Origin of the sequence: Chryseobacterium sp. WG14 (assembly GCF_024586945.1) — a bacterium.
Classification (GTDB): domain Bacteria; phylum Bacteroidota; class Bacteroidia; order Flavobacteriales; family Weeksellaceae; genus Chryseobacterium.
The window spans coordinates 1-18,062 of record NZ_JALCZD010000024.1 but is presented as its reverse complement, the minus strand read 5'-3'; the positions used below and the strand labels follow the sequence as shown (position 1 = coordinate 18,062).

The 18,062-nt window shown below is 36.5% G+C and carries 10 protein-coding genes; 2 read left to right on the top strand and 8 right to left on the bottom strand.

Going from position 1 to position 18,062, the window contains the following annotated elements; genetic code table 11:
* Positions 1–252 precede the first annotated feature (252 nt).
* Positions 253–450, top strand: coding sequence for a hypothetical protein (locus tag MP478_RS22390; RefSeq protein WP_257201712.1), 198 nt, complete (start codon positions 253–255; stop codon positions 448–450).
* A gap of 333 nt (positions 451–783) precedes the next feature.
* Here MP478_RS22390 and MP478_RS22385 read toward each other — a convergent pair whose 3' ends face one another.
* The 8 genes from MP478_RS22385 to MP478_RS22350 form a co-directional block, all read right to left on the bottom strand.
* Positions 784–1,194 carry a VanZ family protein gene (locus MP478_RS22385; RefSeq protein WP_373567442.1) on the bottom strand — a complete coding sequence of 137 codons (411 nt, stop codon included), beginning with the start codon at positions 1,192–1,194 and terminating at the stop codon, positions 784–786.
* The gene (gene gcvH / locus MP478_RS22380; RefSeq protein WP_257201711.1) at positions 1,136–1,513 is read right to left on the bottom strand and encodes a glycine cleavage system protein GcvH; all 378 of its coding nucleotides are present in this window, start codon (positions 1,511–1,513) and stop codon (positions 1,136–1,138) included. Before gcvH ends, MP478_RS22385 begins: the two co-directional genes overlap by 59 nt.
* A gap of 329 nt (positions 1,514–1,842) precedes the next feature.
* Positions 1,843–8,868, bottom strand: coding sequence for a cell surface protein SprA (gene sprA, locus MP478_RS22375; protein ID WP_257192026.1), 7,026 nt, complete (start codon positions 8,866–8,868; stop codon positions 1,843–1,845).
* Between the two features lie 57 nt (positions 8,869–8,925).
* A complete protein-coding gene (gene ruvA, locus MP478_RS22370; protein ID WP_230041054.1) occupies positions 8,926–9,510 on the bottom strand; it encodes a Holliday junction branch migration protein RuvA in 585 nt (194 codons plus the stop codon).
* 199 nt (positions 9,511–9,709) lie between these two features.
* Positions 9,710–11,008, bottom strand: coding sequence for a carbohydrate porin (locus MP478_RS22365; RefSeq protein WP_257201710.1), 1,299 nt, complete (start codon positions 11,006–11,008; stop codon positions 9,710–9,712).
* 497 nt (positions 11,009–11,505) lie between these two features.
* Entirely contained in the window at positions 11,506–13,794 is a 2,289-nt protein-coding gene (locus MP478_RS22360; RefSeq protein WP_257201709.1) for an NADP-dependent malic enzyme, read from the bottom strand.
* A 15-nt stretch (positions 13,795–13,809) separates the two neighbouring features.
* Complete coding sequence (locus tag MP478_RS22355) at positions 13,810–14,661, bottom strand: ATPase (RefSeq protein WP_257201708.1); 852 nt, start codon at positions 14,659–14,661, stop codon at positions 13,810–13,812.
* 84 nt (positions 14,662–14,745) lie between these two features.
* A complete protein-coding gene (locus MP478_RS22350) occupies positions 14,746–15,009 on the bottom strand; it encodes a hypothetical protein (RefSeq protein WP_047496631.1) in 264 nt (87 codons plus the stop codon).
* A gap of 457 nt (positions 15,010–15,466) precedes the next feature.
* Here MP478_RS22350 and MP478_RS22345 point away from each other — a divergent pair.
* The coding region (locus tag MP478_RS22345; protein WP_257201707.1) for a VCBS repeat-containing protein at positions 15,467–18,062 on the top strand (2,596 nt) is incomplete at its 3' end.

Sequence of the window (18,062 nt, the reverse complement as noted above, 5' to 3'; positions counted from 1 at the left end):
ATCTTCTTTCGTTTTTCAGTGCGGCAAAGGTAAGCCAACTTACCTATACCAAACAAGTTTATGTAACAATAAATTCATATTACGTTCATTTTTTATCTTAACACGCTGGAAGGTAAGGTGAAAAGTTTTAAACAAATGTTTGAGGAGTTATGAGTTATGAGTTATGAGTTGTGAGTGATAGGTGATAGGTGATAGGTGATGGAAGTTATTCCATATATATGGTATTGTTCTTTTACTATATATTACTTTTATATGATCAGGTTGTCTTATCTGAAGGTACTGGATTTGGTTTTGGCTAAAGCCAATGGATGGGGTTTGTTTTATGCGGATGGGCTAAAGCCCATCCCTATTGAACAGGTGTTCCGGAAAGAATGGGTTTATTATTGGCGGCTGGCTACTGGCGGCTGGCTATTGATCATTGATCATTCACTATTGGCTATTGACCATTGACCGTTCACTTACTACCTTTTTATCAGGCTTCTTTTGTAATGTATCACTCCTACCCTAGCCCCGATAGTAACGGATACCCCGCAGCACAGCTTGGAAAATGGAGGGATACAGCGCAGGGAGCCATGCGCGAGGAGTATGAGTGGATAGCGGGAAAAAGCTCCTCTTGAGTTCGAGGGTTGGAGAGTCTGAGAGTTGGTGAGTTGGAGGGCTGGAGAGTTCGAGAGATGTAGAGACCTAGAGATCGAGAGGGAGATCGTTGGGAATGTAAGTATCTTACTATTTTTTGGAAAATTTGAAATATGGAGTTTTCCTGTTTCAAATTATATTGTATGATCAGAAAAAGCGTTTGACCAGTAATCTATAGGTGTAGTACCCGATAAGACAGCCAACAGTGTCTGCTACGATATCCAGTGTTTCCATAGATCTACCCAATCCCATTTCCTCCTGCAGAATTTCAGTAAGGAAAGCATAGATAAGGATGATCTGAAAAAAGTAAGAGAATTTTATTTTGGGAAATGTAGCAATGAAAGCGAATCCCAATGCTGCAAATATACTCAGGTGCAAAACTTTGTCTATACCACTGAACATGAACCAATATTCCTGGTTCTCTTCTCCGGGCTTGAGAAGCATGTAAGTAAGAAATGCCCAATAAATGGGCAATATCTTACTAAATATTTTTGAAATCTTATCCAATGATAGCCTGGTAATCTTCAGCTGAAAGTAATTCAAACTGATCTGCTCCATCAGCAAGTTCTAATTTGATAATCCATCCATTTCCATAAGGATCTGTATTCAACAGCTCAGGCTGGTCTTCTAATTCTGAATTAAATTCAATAACCTTTCCTGCAATAGGTAAGAATAAATCTGAAACAGTTTTTACCGCTTCTACACTTCCGAAAACATCTCCTCCATTAAGGTCATCATCTACGGTATCTACATCTACATATACGATGTCTCCAAGTTCTCCCTGAGCAAAGTCTGTAATACCAATTGTAGCCACATTACCTTCAATCTTGATCCATTCGTGATCTTTAGTGTACTTTAATTCTGATGGTGTGTTCATTTTTAAATTTTTATTTTTACAAATGTATTCAAAATTCTAAAAGGTTCAAAGCTTTAATAAGCATCTTACAGAAATTTTGAATGGAAATAAAAAAATCGCTGCCGGAGCAGCGATTCAGGTTGAATATTATTTTTTAATCACCTTATTAGGATAGGTTTTTGCATCAAGCAAATCACCAAACATAAAAAGATACTGAAACTGTAATTTTTTTCCCAGGAGAATTGCTGCCTACACCAACATTGACTATAGTACTGATAAAGTTAAACTAAAGATCCCTCTCTATAGCAGAAAGGGATTTTAGTTTTAGCAATTATATGTTAATTTTTTTCTTAGAAACCACCACCAGCATCACCGAATGTAAACGTTGCAGAAATACCTGCTCTAACCGTTGACAGTGGAAATGCAGTTGATATCTTATACTTGGAAGTCATCTGCTCATAGAACACTCTTAAATTCAGATTCTCGGAAACATTATAGTCTGCCGAAAGTTTGATATTTAAAAGTCTCTGTCCTCCTGTGATTTGGGAATCATCTAACAATATATTCATAATAGAGGTTTTACTGTCTCTCAATGAAATATCTCCTCTGATATTAAGATCGCTTCCTTTTCCTTTTGATCCTCTTACATTCGCCATTCCTAATCTGAAATTCCGGACAATATATCCCAGTCTTACCACATATTCTGAATTGGAATCTTCAGTAAGGGTATGATTCACTAATCCCAGTACCATCATTCTATTTCTGTTATACTGTAATCCGAACTGCATATTGTTTCTCATGGTCACATCTACTCCGATAAGCGGTGCAAACGATTCTACATAGCCAACCTGAGCAAAAGTAAATGGATTGATGTAATCTTTATTCACATCAAACGCAGAATTTGGATCACTAACCTTAGTAATTAAGCTATTGAAATAGTCAATACTAGACTGGATTCCCGTAGCTGTATAGGTTGCGGTATATCCATGCAGAATATCAAACTTGGTAAACTGCCCATTAATCATTGGTACATTTCTTAGTCCAGAGTACGTAATCCGCCAGTTTGGTAGCGGGAATCCTGCTTTTTTAGGATTTCCCATTGTTTTCACAGCTTTACCTTCAACAGCCGCTCTAAACGCCGGAATTAATACATAAGCATTGGATATGCTATAATGTTCAGCAAATCCATCATTGCCAATAACTGCATTCGGACCTCCTAAACGGGTTGAAAGTACGCGTGCATTTTCTCTGATGGCCTGATAAACAGCCTGTCCATCCTTAAATGAAGTACTTAGAAGTACTGTAGAGTTGGAATAGGTTATTAAATCAGTAGCAAACGTAAAGTCTGGGTTTGCAACACCTCCGTTTGTATAGTTAAATCCGGAATGCGAAAAATTCCTGTTATAATTATGCAATATATTAAGATCTATTCTAAAATCATTCATTGGAACAATTTGGAGATTTGCTCTTAGTTCTTTCGTTGACATTCTTACATATGGATCTGTCATGTATGGGGAATCACTTACCCAGCCATTTTCCATCACGGTTCTTCTGATATCGGCCTGTGATCCAAACAGGAATCCCATTGTAGGTCCTCCTAATGTCTGTCCGGAACCATACCAGTTCGGAGCAGACAATAATCCTGGAAGTACAGTACCATTTGTTTCATTATAGTTCACATCCAACTGCTTGAAAGAAGTCAGGAAGAATGCGGCACTTTGAAGTACGGTAAGTTTATTTTTAAACTTATAGCCTTTATATCTGTATCTGTTCTTTGCCCATTGCTGTGTATACACATTGTTCAGGGAATCAATTTCCTGCTTGCGTTTTTGCAGTTTGGTAGAAATATTTTTAAAATAGTTAAACTGCCCGAAGAACTTAGGAATATCTGCTGTGGCCGTTGCCTGGATAACATTGGTATTCTGTCCCACAGATCCTAACGAACCTTCCGGGCTTGCAAGTAATGCTGTAGATCTCGCATTCCAGTTATAGGTAAACCCATATCCTACTTCAGCATTAATGAAATCTAAATAAGGAAGATACTGGAATGGCAGTTTATAGTTCAGCTGAACCCTGTGGTTATACAATACCGGTCTTCCTGCTCTGAATATATTTCCAAAAATAGCCTTATTATCCATGGTGTTAACATCCACATTATCATTTAAAGTTCTGGTTGCAGAATTGATTTCCAGTTTTAATGATTTTGTAAAGTTGAATCCTAATCCGTACTGCCATCCAAAATAGAAGTTTCTGTTTCTTAATGCTCCAAGATCACCACTGGTATCTCCTCCTAAAATAGCTTCTACATTTCTGAATTCAAGCTCATTATAATTCCTGTCGATTTCAGTTCTGAATGATAACCTTGTAGGAACCGGATTAAAGTTGAATTCCTTCACCCATCTCAGATATTTGGCAGATTTTGCCGTATCACTGATCATTTTGTTGAACGGTTTAATCACCCATGGTTTAAAGGTATAATTGTAATCAATATATCCTCTCAGGTATTGTCTATAGTTTTTCTTTGTATAGATGTCCCTGAAATAATCATCGTTATAAACAGCAGTCACAGAAACGTTTTCTATATCATAGAATTTAGGTTTCTTATTTTGATTCACTCTTTCTTTACGCATATTCACCACTCCAATACTTCTCTGCTGAGTATACGTTCGTGCCACCTTTTTCAATTGGGCTTTATTGGCAGCCTTACTAAACTCAACATCCGTATCCAGAGGATTATATTTCGGATCCTCGATGGTTTGTGAATAAGAGTAATTCAAAGGTATTTTCATACCTGTTTTTTCCGGTAATAGTTTATCAACGTTAACGGCTGTATTAATACTGAATGCTGATTGGGTAGACTGGTTTCTTTCTGCAGGTTTTGAATCTATATTTCCGAATCCAACTGAGGTATAGGAAGCATTTGCATTAACTGTTGCAAAATCTCCCATATTGAAATTTAAGCTGGCATTTCCTGCATATCCGCCATCATTTTCAATCTCAGAAAGACGGATTTCGTTGACCCAAAGTACTCTGGTCATTGCTCCTAGCGTTCTATCAGCATTTCTTACCCCAATCATTATTGTTGTAATGTTTCCTAAACTAGGCCGACCTTTAATATAAATATCTTTATTAGCACCTGCATTAGCCTGTTGAAACACGGGATCTGAGGTTCTGTCTGTTAATTTTATAGCTGAGTTCTTATCTCTTCTGATTTTAGCGTCCACAAAATTCTGGATATCAAAATCTACCTCGTTTTCCATTGGCCATATCTCCATTGGAGCTGTTGCAGAGGTTGGAGTAATTTTTAGAGATGCTTCATACTCATAATAGTTATCTGTAGCATCACTTCCAAAACGGATGAAAAATTTAGTTCTGGGGTCAATCTTTCCAATGTTATTATCTCTATCTCCAGGAACATGAGTATGAACAAAAAGCTTAAGCTTCTTATATCTTCTCATATCCAATGTTGTATTTTTAAACACTCCTCTCGCTTCAGCCTGAAGATCAGTTGCTTTCATATAAAGAGAAGCTTCATTCTGTCTTTGTGCTCCTGCATTTCCACTCAATACCTGTCTGTCAATACCCGGAGGCAGTACATAAGGGGGTTGGTTAAATGCATTTTCTTCAATATTTACACTTCCTACATCAAAATTATCATTTAACGTAGTACTTCCTGCCGTTCCTTCTTCAGGATTCTCTACAAGAGGGCTGGCAATTTTATATGGATATTTTCTCCAGTCAGATCTTACAAGATCCATTGTTCCGAATCTTAATGTAGAGGTTTGCTCAAATCCTGTTAACATTAATCTGGCAAATCTTACATTATTTAAAACAGAAGGCTCGTGTGTTCCTTCATTCAGATCATATTTAGAAACCGGAATTCTGAAAAGATACCATTTTACATCCGAAGACTGTCCGTTCTGGAAATTGGCTTTTACCGTCTTTACATCAACAATATTGTTATCTCCCAATGTAAGACTTGGTTTATCCAGTTTTACCACATATTGGTTATAATTTTCAGTTTGATCAAGGTTATAATCTTTGTTGATATCTTCAGCATCCGGCGTTTGTGAAGCTACATTCAAAGAGTTGGCTTCAGAGTTTCCGTCCGGGTTCCTGAAATATTTATATCGCTGAACCAGTGAAGCAGCCTGGCTTCCTGTAAACCGGTCAGACATAAAGAATACGAAGTCATCTAAAGCAGGGTCAGATGTATTAGTGATCGGGTTCACAAATGTATTTCCAAATCTCATGGACTCCTGATCAGAACTTAATCCATCATATCCTACATCCTGCGCTTTTCTATTTTCCCCTTCCGTAGAGAATGCATAAAGAATAGGTGGCTGTTTTGGCTGTACTCCCCAATTTGAGTTGGTGGTAGTGGAAGGAGTTGCCGGAGTTGGAAGTCCATTTTCATATTGCATTTTCCCATCTTTCAGTACATCTTCAGAAACATTTCCTAAATGCAGTAAAAGTTTGGGATTAGCTCCCAATTGGTTTCCATCCGCATAGGGATCCATCATCCAAAACTCTACATACTCAATGTTTGAGTTTACAAAGTTGGAGACACCTATTGGTCTCATGATTCCGGCCCATCTGTTTTGTGCCAGCTCAGTGGCCTGATTGACGTTATATGGACCTCTTTCCTGAGGGTAATATGAAATATCAAAAGTATTTGTAAAGGTTTGTTCACCTGCTACAAAATCCCTGTTATTATAGATCTCGGATAATTGTACTCTTCTTGAGGCGTGATTGGATACAGACTGTGGGGTAATCCCCGCAGGTGTTCTTCCCCCTACTCCCCAAAATCTTGGGTCAATATTATACCATGATAATAAACCTCTTCCATAGCCGCTGGTCAAATCATCGTTAAGAGGAGGATTATTGAACGGAGCAACCGTATTTTTCTCAGGTTTTGAGGCTAAACTCCAGGCGGCAGGTTCTTTTAAGGATATTTTAGAAGTCGTTTGTTCAAAGTCATCAATATAAGACTGATCGTTGGTTCCTTTATTCAGTCCCGGAAGCAGGTAGGCTCCTTCCATTTTAAAATTTACGTTGGACGGAGCTTCCGTTTTTACCAATGGCAGTTTATCGGTAAGCCTTGTCAGGAACGGAACCTGATTATTGTACATCAAATTGATCCCTGCCATTGTATTATTTACGGCTTCCTGTCCGTAATTTACTTTCTGGGTAAGTGGGGATTCCGAATAATTGACGACCGTGGCTCCTAAAATAAAGTTTTCACTAAACCTTCTTTCTAAATTTAATCCTAAGAATCTTTTTCGCTGGGTATTAAATGTTAGCTGGTTTTCCAGTGAAATATTAATCGCCTGGCCGGACTGCTTCACATTTTCATTAATGATCGTCACGGTTCCCAGCATATAGTCTACGGTATAGTCTACCCCTTCATTCAGCTGTACTCCATTGGCAGAAACTTTTACAGATCCTTGCGGAACATTGACAGCTCCTAAGGAGATCCCTTGCCCCTGTGTTCCTTTATAACGCCCCTCTATCGTATACCACTGAGGAACAGTAGATTGCGCTAGAGCTAATTTTTGCTTGTCATATAAATCATGAAGAACATATTTTGGATCATTTCCTACTAAGCTCTGCATATAATCTCCAAAAGGCTGTACTTTAGTGAAAATTATTTTCCCGTTTTCAGGTCTTACTGTAATCCCATTGACAAAGTCAAAAATACCATCACCTTTAGAGCCGTCCTGATTATTCTGAATATCACCATTCATATTCAAACGGTCCCAGTTCATTAATTTCAGTAAGTTCTGATCCTGTACCGGAGTACCGGGAAGATAATTTACTTTTCCTCCTGTTTTCTGATCTCTATAATATAAATTCAGCATAAAACCATCCTGTGCAACCTGCCCTGCATCCAAAGAATAAATATTCTTCATCATCAGCTTCCACATCGGAGATTCTGTATTTACTCTATTGTTTACTTTTAAAACCTTGGTAATTAAAACCGGACTTTCTTCCGAAAATTCCCCGACTTTATATACTTTATTACTTCCCCCAACAGTATAAGAGTAAGATACCGCTAAAATCTGGTCATTATTTAGTTTTTGGTTTAATGAAATATATCCTAACTGCGGCTGTAATGTATACTCATTGGTATTAAGCCTTCTCGCTTTTGTATTGACGATGAATTCTTCACTATTGTCATAAGGTACTGCACTTCCCGGAAAAATCTGACCTTGAAAAATAGCACCATAATTTTTACCTGGTTCTCTGGTACCCGCTGTAGTACTCACAGCAGTATATAATCCGTTCAGAGAGTTGTCTGGCAGCATTGCTCCACCAGCACCTTCTCCAAGATCTCGGATCCCGATAATATTCTTTTGATAAGCCAGATTGCTATTTCCCTGATCCAATACCCAAACTTCCGCTCTGGTAATATTAATAGTAGAATTGATCTGTGGGTAATTAGCTAAAGCAGCCTCATATTTTCCCAGGAAGTAATGTCCTAAAAAGTAGTGTTGGTTATCTTCATAGTCAACAGCATTGACTTTAAAATTATTCATTACCCCACCACCCTGTACTACGATATTTCTGGCTTCACCTTGTTGCTGGGAAAGGACAACTGTTCCAAAGGTTTTACCCAGCTGAAATTCAGCCTTCACCCCGAATAAAGATTGTGACCCACGGATCAAACTTGTTGAAAGCGGCATATTTACGTTACCAAATTCAACCCTTTTGATGATTTTATCCTCGCCACCTGCATTAGGTTTATCTACATTTCCAAGCCCTTTGCTCTGAAGATCCTTCCAGTTTCCTTTGGCCTGCCATACAAGGTTCATTCTGTTCTCAAAAGCAAAACCACTTTGGGTATCATAATTGGCTTTTAGCTGAAGGTTTTCCCCAACTTTACCCAATAATCCCAGCTGAATTCTCTGATTGATATCAAAAGTAAAGCTGGTTCTGTTCTGAGGCAGAATCATCGGGTTATCTATTTTTTGGTAAAGACCTGCAAAATCAAGGGAAGCGTATCCTGTAGGAATGATTTCAATCTTATTTCCTCCGAAAATAGTTTCAAAAAGCCTGTTATTGATCTGCACTGACGGGATTAATCCTTTTTTACGCGCATCGGTTTTGTCTTTTCTGAAAAGGAGATTGTATTTTTCAGATTTCTCCTTATAATATGCCCGGGTCTGCGTGGCCAGCATATAGTCTTTATATTCTTCAGGAGACATTGCTGTGGGAGGTCCTGTAATGGTATTCCCAACTTTAGGATACACATAGTACATCCCGGTTTTTATGTCGTAATAGGCTTCATACCTTGTAGGGTCAGCCACTTCATATTCTTTTCTTATGATTGCTGTATCCTTTTTCTGCTGCTGTGCAAAAGCACTGACAGACATACAAAGAAACGACAGGAACAAAAATATGTTAAGATGCTTATTATTCGTCACCAAATGTTAAATGTTTTTTAAAATTTGTTTTACCAATTCTTCAACCGAGATGCTTGGATCTTGTTTTAATATTCTATCAGCAATCTTCTCGCTCATCCGCTTAGGAATCCCTAAAACTTCTAATGCAGATAACGATTCTTCCTTAATTTTATTATCTACCCATGCAGAAATATTCTCTGCAGGATCACTGAATTTCTGGACTTTATCTTTAAGATCAACAATAATTCTTTCAGCCGTTTTTGCTCCGATTCCTTTTGCTTTTTGGATCAAAGCACTGTTCTTTGAAAGTATTGCAGAAGCGATTTCATCAAGGCTCAATGTTGAGAGCAGAATAAGGGCTGAAACAGCTCCTACTCCATTAACGCTTATTAACAGATTAAACATTTCTTTTTCTGAACGAGTGTTAAATCCAAAGAGAAGATGAGCATCTTCACGGATGATCTGCTGAATAAATAGAAAGGTCTGCTGATTCAAAACCAGCGTCTGTGAGGTCATTAAACTGATACCTACATAGTAACCAACTCCTTGTACATTAATTACTGCGTAGGTAGGCGTAAGTTCCTGAACGGTGCCTTGTAAAGAAAATATCATTATTAATTTTTAAAACTCCCAAATATAGCAATTTAAACTAATTAATATTTTCATTTCACGTGCGAATGATTTTTAACTTAATTTTTGAAGTGAAATTCAATCATTTGGAAGAAAAATAAAAGATTTGAAAAAAACGGAAACTTCATCTTTGCAGCTCTCATGATTTCCAACCTGCCCCATCATACCAAGGCGTCATTATTTACCACCAAATCTCTAATTGAAGTCCATAAGATATTCCGTGATTTTTATTCAGAAGCCTGGTATTGAAGTCTGATACTCCTGTTATTCCCATGAAGCTATCAGACCAATGGGCATAGGTAATAAACGGTCTTATAACCGGTCTTGAATAATATCCGTAATCCCACGAAATTTGAGGGGAAAATGTTACTTTCTGCAAACTTCCTTCTATTGCAGACCTGTTATCTTTCATATACTCATTTCCAGCTTCCAGTGCCAGATTAAAATGTTTGTTAATATAATACAGATAACGAAAGCCTATACTCAACCAGTTTTTTGCCACTTTATTATCGAGTACCACTCCATTTTCATTGGTATTGCCAATTCCAAAATCTTTGTACTGATAAGTAAGTGATACCTGCACTGCATGTTTCTGTTTATCATCATAAACAAAATTATTAATGATATCCAATGAGTTGGCATGGTCAAGATTATACATTCTTTTTCCGTCTGTAAAATCTGACACCGTTTTTCCTGTATAGAAATTATCTGTAATTGAGCTTCCTTTTCTAAATATTACGGTAGAAGTATGAGTAATATTCTTTTTGGAATAAGTCCACCATCCTCCAACTGCGTATCCAAAAGATTTTGGGGTATTTTCTATTTCATTTCCGGTTTTAAGACTATACTGGCCAAGGAGGTTAATTTTAGAGTATTCTGAAACGGGAATATCCAAATACCTAAGATCAGTTACATAGGAATGGGAATCATTATTTCCATATTTAAATCTTATGAATGCAGCGTTTAAGTTCCCGGAATTTTTAATCTTATAATTTTCTATCCCAATACCTACCTGTGAGTTTTGCACTGAATTAAGCCAAAAATAATCCAATAATTCACTATTCCGACGATCGTAATATCGTTTTCCTATCCATAGATTGGCATTTCTGACTACGTTATTTATTTTTCCATATAATTGGGCGGTCTGAGGAAACTGTTTATAATCATCTCCTCCATAAGGAATAAATTTCGCCATCATATAGGTTATTTCATACACATTTACAGAATCTTTATTTTTATACCGGTAATTAAACTGGAGCTCTCCATAATGATTGGCCTCATTACCCATTCTGAATTTATGTACATTTTCCGGAGTTGTAAAATTGACCATTTGATTTCCATCAGTACCTCCTATTCCTGTTCTTAAGTATCCATTGATAGAAAATTCATGAGGGTTGAAGTTAAATTTTTGTGAATAGCACAGGGATCCAACCATCAGAAGCAGATGGCACCCCAACGTTGTGAATGTCTTTTTTTTCATAGTGTTTCTTTACTAAAAAGAATCAACTAAAAACCATACAGATCTTTCAACAGCATAAGGGTAACTGTTGTTGTGTTTCATAAAAAAATCAAAGGATACCTTACATATATAATTCCGGAATAAAAAAGGGGGGCTTTTTTCATTTTTTCCCATGCATCTGTATTTGCTTTTAATCTCTCTTGTGTTTTACTTTCTAAGATATTAAATAAACCCGACACTCCTCAAAAAATCCATAACAACTCATCAGAAAACCTATATTAATGAATATTTTGAACTATTTATCACAAAAACCAATACATAAATTAAGCTAACAACAAAAAATAGCAAAAAGACAAACCTACTTATCTGCATAAATAGTAAAAATAAATGCCCATTAAATAACAGAAATACTCATATCGCTCTCAAAAGCAAAATTTTATATTTCTTCACATAAAAAACCAGACGAATATTCGTCTGGTTCTATCCCGGTTTTTAGAAAAACCATAAATACTTTATTGTTATGCCTTCTTTTCTCTTCTCTGTGCATCAAGAACAGCAATGGTGGCAAGATTCACAATCTCATCAACACTTGAACGCATTTGAAGTACATGCACCGGTTGTTTTAGCCCCATTAAGATAGGCCCTATTACCTGTGCTACTTTCATTCCTCTGATAATTTTATAGGATAGATTGGCGCTTTCAAGATTCGGGAAGATAAATGTATTGGCAGGTGTTGTTCCTAATTTGGAGAAAGGATAATCACTCAAATGATCTGCATTCATCGCAAAATCCGGCTGAATCTCACCATCTACAATCATTTTAGGATATTTCTCATGAAGGATACTCACAGCCTTCGCTACTTTTTTGGAAGTATCGGAAATTGCCGCAAAGTTTTCGAATCCCAGCATGGCAATTCTAGGTTCTATAGCGAAAGATTTCACAGTAAATTCTGCCATTTTAGCAATATTCACAAGGTCTTCTGCTGTAGGATTCTGATTGATGGAAGTATCTGCAAAGAAAATAGGCTTCTTTTCAGAAAGGATCATCATCATTGCAGCTACTTTATCTACTCCTTTATCTTTTTCAATAACTTCCAAAATAGGGCGTAATACTGATGTATAATTTTTAGAGAATCCTACAATAAGACCATCGGTATCTCCATGCTTTAACATTAGAGGTCCAAAATAATCTCTCTGACGAACATATCTCTTCGCCTTGTACTCATTCATCCCTTTTCTCTGACGAAGTTTCCAAAGTGTTTCTCTGTATTTTTTTCTGTTTTCTTTTTGGTCATCATCACTAGGATCAATGATTGGAATATCCAGGGTAATTCCAAAGCGCTCCATTTGCTCTTTGATGTATTTTTTGTCTCCCAAAAGACTCGGGTAAGCAATTCCTTCTTCATAAAGAATTTGGGCAGCTTTCAATACGTTATATTCTTCAGCATTTCCAAGGGTAATTCTTTTCGGATTAGATTTTGCACGGCTCTGCATCATTCTTACCAATCTTTCATCTCTTCCCATTCTGTCTAAAAGCTGGTGCTCATATTCTTCAAAATCGGTAATTGTTTTTCTTGCAACACCACTTTCAATAGCAGCTTTTGCAACAGCGCTTGATACTTTTGTGATCAGTCTGTTATCAAAAGGTTTTGGAATGAAATAATCTCTCCCAAACTGTAAACTCTGAACATTATACGCCAGAATAACAGCCTCAGGCACCGGCTCTTTTGCCAAATCAGCAATAGCATGTACCGCTGCCAGCTTCATTTCTTCATTAATTCCTGTAGCCTGCACATCTAATGCTCCACGGAAGATATAAGGGAATCCCAGTACATTGTTAACCTGGTTAGGATAATCACTTCTTCCTGTTGCAAGTATAACATCTTTACGGGTTTCAATAGCAAGATCATAAGCAATCTCCGGATCCGGATTGGCCAATGCGAATACAATTGGATTTTCTCCCATGCTCGACAACATTCCTGGTGTCATTACATTTCCTTTAGACAACCCAACGAAAACATCAGATCCTTTTACTGCATCTTCCAATGTTTCAATATCTGTCTGAGCAATAAAGTCTAATTTTTCAGGAGTAAGATTTTCTCTTTTATGATTGATCACCCCTTTACTGTCGCACATCAGAACATTTTCTTTTTTCAGCCCCAATGAAATATAAAGCTTGGTACAGGCAATGGCTGCTGCTCCGGCTCCATTCACCACCATTTTCACTTCATCAATATTTTTATTGGCAATCTGCAATGAGTTAATGAGTGCCGCAGCAGAAATAATAGCTGTTCCGTGCTGGTCATCATGCATCAAAGGAATATTCAATTCCTCTTTCAGTTTTTGCTCTATATAAAATGCTTCCGGAGCTTTAATATCTTCAAGATTGATCCCTCCAAAAGTGGGAGCAATACCTTTTACAATTTCAATAAATTTATCCGGGTCTTTCTCATTGATCTCAATATCAAAAACATTGATATCAGCAAAGATTTTAAACAAAAGGCCTTTCCCTTCCATTACCGGTTTTGAAGCTTCGGCTCCAATATCTCCCAATCCAAGTACAGCAGTACCGTTAGAAATTACAGCTACCAGGTTTCCTTTTCCCGTGTAGTCATAAACCGTTTCAGGTTTTTCGAAGATCTCCATACAGGGAACTGCTACTCCTGGAGAATAGGCCAATGACAAATCTCTTTGAGAAGAGTGTGGTTTTGACGGGATCACTTCTATTTTCCCTTTAGGTTCTGCTTTATGATAGTCTAACGCGGCCTGACTAAAGTTCTTTTCGTCGCGATTATTGTTACTTGACATAGGTTTTATTTTTTGTTAGAGTATATATTTAATGTGGTAATCTACTAAGCTTTCAATTGGTTTCTGAACAACATGTCCCACATTTAAATTAAGTTCTGTAGCAACAGAACGTAGAATATTTTCGTAATAATAAGCAATGGAGCCGATAAAATTAATCTCAGCTTCTTTCACTTCATCATAAGGAAGAACCTGGTATTCAAAGAAATTTTTCATTTCTTCAAAAACCATATCTCTTAGATAAGGATGATCTTTTCTTTCCACAACAAATTTATTGAAATTAGCCAAATAAGCATTTGGCCTTGGAGCATGATACATATTTTTCAATGCATCTTCTATGGTCAGTTGATAATCTGATTCAAATTCACAGTGAAGATCAGCAGGCAGCTTTTTCATAAAATACCTGCGCACCAGCTGTTTTCCAATAGCACTTCCACTTCCCTCGTCTCCTATAAGGAAACCAAGAGACGGTAATTCAATTTTAAGATTTTCACCATCAAAAAAACAAGAATTTGAGCCAGTCCCCAAGATACAGACAATTGCCGGTTTTCCGCTATATGCAGCATATGCTGCTGCCATCAGATCTTCCTTGACAATAATTTCTGCTTTTCCAAAGACTTTCTTGAGTTCGTTTTCAATGGTTTCACAGTTTTTTTGTACTCCACATCCGGAACCATAGAAAAAAATTCTGGTAATTGAATTTCTGACCGATATTAGATTGCTGTTTTTCTCTATTTCAGGAGTGATAAGTTCTTTGTTGATAAAATTCGGATTAAAGCCGATGGTTTCTGTTTTCAGAAAGACTTTCTTAAAGTCATCAAGTATTACCCAATCCGATTTGGTAGAACCACTATCTACAATAGCAACCATATTTTAGATTTTAATTTAAGGATGCTAAATTATGAATTTATCTTCAATTAGCGTTTAAAACAAACTGGAAGCTATTTAAAATTACTAATGTTTTATATCAGTTTTTTTTTCATTGAATTGCAAAAGCCAGTCTTCGATCTCATCTTCCAGATAAGACGTCTGTAAAACCATTGCATTGATAAAATCATCGGGAACAGGTTCGCCACTGGAATTTTCAAGATTCCAAAGTTCATTAGACATATTTTCATATTCAGAATACACTCTTTTGAAGCGGGAATTTTCTCTCTCAAGAGCCTCAATATTTTTCTGTTGAAGCTGGAATTTTCTGTATTTGTTTTGACGTTTCATACAAATATTATTAAAATTTGGGTCATTAAATATAGGGGTAGTATGCTTTCAACCACGCATTACAAGATAGAAAAAACCATCAACACAAGAAGTTGAAAATGAATTTATTATCAGGTTATTTTTACACTGTTTTGAATAATAAATTTAGAAATAAATTTTATTAAAAAAAATATTTTAACATCTTTTTTCAGTGTTTAACATATAGTTATCACAATATTACCTGAAATAACTTCAGACTTACTATTTGTATTTACCTTATAAATTATCTCTTAATAAAGTATAGTGCAATGATAAAAATAAACAGGCTGCTATCATTTCTTTTGCAGTGGAATAAAAATTCATATTTAATATTGCCCTTTAACTATTTTTGTATTTTATAACAAAGTTCTACATAAAAAAAGACACTTAAAATCAACACATTAAACAACGAAATTAAATTATTACATTTTATACAAACATGAATAAACATCGATCACTTATTATTTGCAACAAAGTAGCCTTAACTTTAGGATTACTATCTTCTCACATTCTCTTTTCTCAATTTCAACAGAATACATTTCTGACAGGTGTATATTGGCCTCCAAACATTCAACCTTTTTTACATGCTGTCCCTGAAGATTACGATGGTGATGGAAAAGCAGATTTAGGTATAAAAACAGATGGAGGATCTTGGCTCATAGACTACTCCGGGAATGGATTCAATGGATGGGAATGGACTGGAACATTAAGAGGAGGGTCAGAAGCCCATCCTGTACCTGCCGATTATGATGGTGATGGAAAAGCAGACCTAAGTGTAAAAACTGACAATGGAAACTGGCTTATTGACTATGCCAGCGACGGATTCAATGGATGGGAATGGACTGGAACATTAAGAGGAGGGTCGGAAGCCCATCCTGTGCCGGCTGATTATGATGGTGATGGAAAAGCTGACCTTAGCGTAAAAACTGACAATGGAAACTGGCTTATAGATTATGCTAAGGATGGATTTAATGGATGGGAATGGACTGGAACATTAAGAGGAGGGTCGGAAGCCCACCCTGTGCCGGCTGATTATGATGGTGATGGGAAAGCTGACCTTAGCGTAAAAACTGATAGTGGCAACTGGCTTATCGACTATGCTAAGGACGGATTCAACGGATGGGAATGGACCGGAGTTCAGAAAGGAGGTATTGAGGCAAAACCTATTGCAGCAGATTATGATGGTGATGGGAAGGCTGACCTAAGTGTGAAAACCAATGAAGGAAACTGGCTTATTGACTACGCTAAGGATGGATTCAACGGATGGGAATGGACCGGAACACAAAGAGGTGGAAGCGATGCAAAGCCTGTACCAGCTGATTATGATGGCGACGGAAAAGCAGACATTAGTATTAAAACTGATTCGGACAGTTGGTACATTGACACCTATGCAGATGGAATGTTCAGCGGCTGGAATAGTATCTATAATTTGGATGAGATTACCCCATATAATCTGTTAGGGTTAAACCCTGCAGACCTTAGTAACTTTAATAGGGTTAAATCTGCCTATATAGATCTTTTAATAAGCCCGGAATCCATATTTAATAATACTCATTACACAAAAGTGGATTATTATTTAAATTTAGCTGCCCATGAGTCTTTAAAAGTACTTATTTCAAATAATAAAATTATGTCTTTTTCAGATCCAGCTTTATCAGACACGAACAATCAGCAGTTCATCAATCACTTCAAAAACAATATACCATCATTGCTTAAAGAAGCCATTTTTGGAATAAATTTAGGCGATGAACCTGCCCCTACAAACCTTCAAAATGTTAATAAGTGGAATCTTTTTTTTAAAAATAACTATAATCAAAAACCAACTTATTATAATTTATTGCCAAGATATGGGGATTTCGCGAGCGATACTGCTTACGAAAACTATCTAGACAATTTTATTAATTCAAACTCTTCAGACATCGTATCTTTTGATCATTATCCGTTTGACGGCAGTATTTTTTTAAACAGCTATTTTTATAATTTATCCAAAGTAAAAGAAAAGTCTCAAAACAAGCCTTTCTGGATGGTAATACCTTCTCATAAAGATTATTCGCCTGTACCTTATGAAGCAAAACTTAAATTTCAGGCATTTTGTCCCATTGCCTATGGTGCTAAAGGGTTGATGTATTGGTCATATGTAGATGGTTTTGAAAATGATCCTATTAAATATGAATCTATTCAAAAAATCAACCGTTTCTTAAAAGAAATTGTTGGGCCAGTTGTAATTAATAATAAAAATACTGCAACCCTGCATAAAAATAATACACCTCTAAACCAGGGTTATCCTTTTTCCACACACGAACTTATACAAGACAATAATACAGTTATCAGAGATGTAAAGAACGAAGATATTCTATTGGGTGTTTTTGAAACAGAAAAAACCAGTAATACCAAAACATCTTATGTATGGATTGTTAATAAAAATGTAAATACATCTGCTTCACAAACAAAAATTTACTTAAAGGGATATCTTGTAGGAAAGATCTTGATATCACCCCGAGTAGATAGCTATGATCCACAGTCCCCAAATTATCAAATCATTTCTGACGCATATTTTGATAATCAAAACAATCAAACAATAATTAATCTTCCGGATCTCTATCCTGGTGAAGGTATTATGTTAAAAGTCAATCAGTATATAAGTAGTACCAACAAAGATTATGATGGTGATGGAAAAGCCGATATAAGTATAAAAACAGATACCGGAAAATGGCTTATTGACTATGCTAAAAATGGATTTAACGGTTGGGACTGGACTGGAACACAAAGAGGTGGTGTCGATTCTCATCCTGTTTCTGCGGATTATGATGGTGATGGAATAACAGATTTAAGTGTAAAGACAGACACAGGAAATTGGCTTATTGATTATGCTAAAAATGGATTTAATGGTTGGGACTGGACTGGAACACAAAGAGGTGATGTCAATTCTCATCCTGTTTCTGCGGATTATGATGGTGATGGAATAACAGATTTAAGTGTAAAGACAGACACAGGAAATTGGCTTATTGATTATGCTAAAAATGGATTTAACGGTT

Coding starts and splice junctions, on each gene's coding strand:
- MP478_RS22390 (WP_257201712.1), top strand. CDS start 253: ATGATCAGGTTGTCTTATCTGAAGGTACTGGATTTGGTTTTGGCTAAA.
- MP478_RS22385 (WP_373567442.1), bottom strand. CDS start 1,194: ATGGAGCAGATCAGTTTGAATTACTTTCAGCTGAAGATTACCAGGCTA.
- gcvH (WP_257201711.1), bottom strand. CDS start 1,513: ATGAACACACCATCAGAATTAAAGTACACTAAAGATCACGAATGGATC.
- sprA (WP_257192026.1), bottom strand. CDS start 8,868: ATGTCTGTCAGTGCTTTTGCACAGCAGCAGAAAAAGGATACAGCAATC.
- ruvA (WP_230041054.1), bottom strand. CDS start 9,510: ATGATATTTTCTTTACAAGGCACCGTTCAGGAACTTACGCCTACCTAC.
- MP478_RS22365 (WP_257201710.1), bottom strand. CDS start 11,008: ATGAAAAAAAAGACATTCACAACGTTGGGGTGCCATCTGCTTCTGATG.
- MP478_RS22360 (WP_257201709.1), bottom strand. CDS start 13,794: ATGTCAAGTAACAATAATCGCGACGAAAAGAACTTTAGTCAGGCCGCG.
- MP478_RS22355 (WP_257201708.1), bottom strand. CDS start 14,661: ATGGTTGCTATTGTAGATAGTGGTTCTACCAAATCGGATTGGGTAATA.
- MP478_RS22350 (WP_047496631.1), bottom strand. CDS start 15,009: ATGAAACGTCAAAACAAATACAGAAAATTCCAGCTTCAACAGAAAAAT.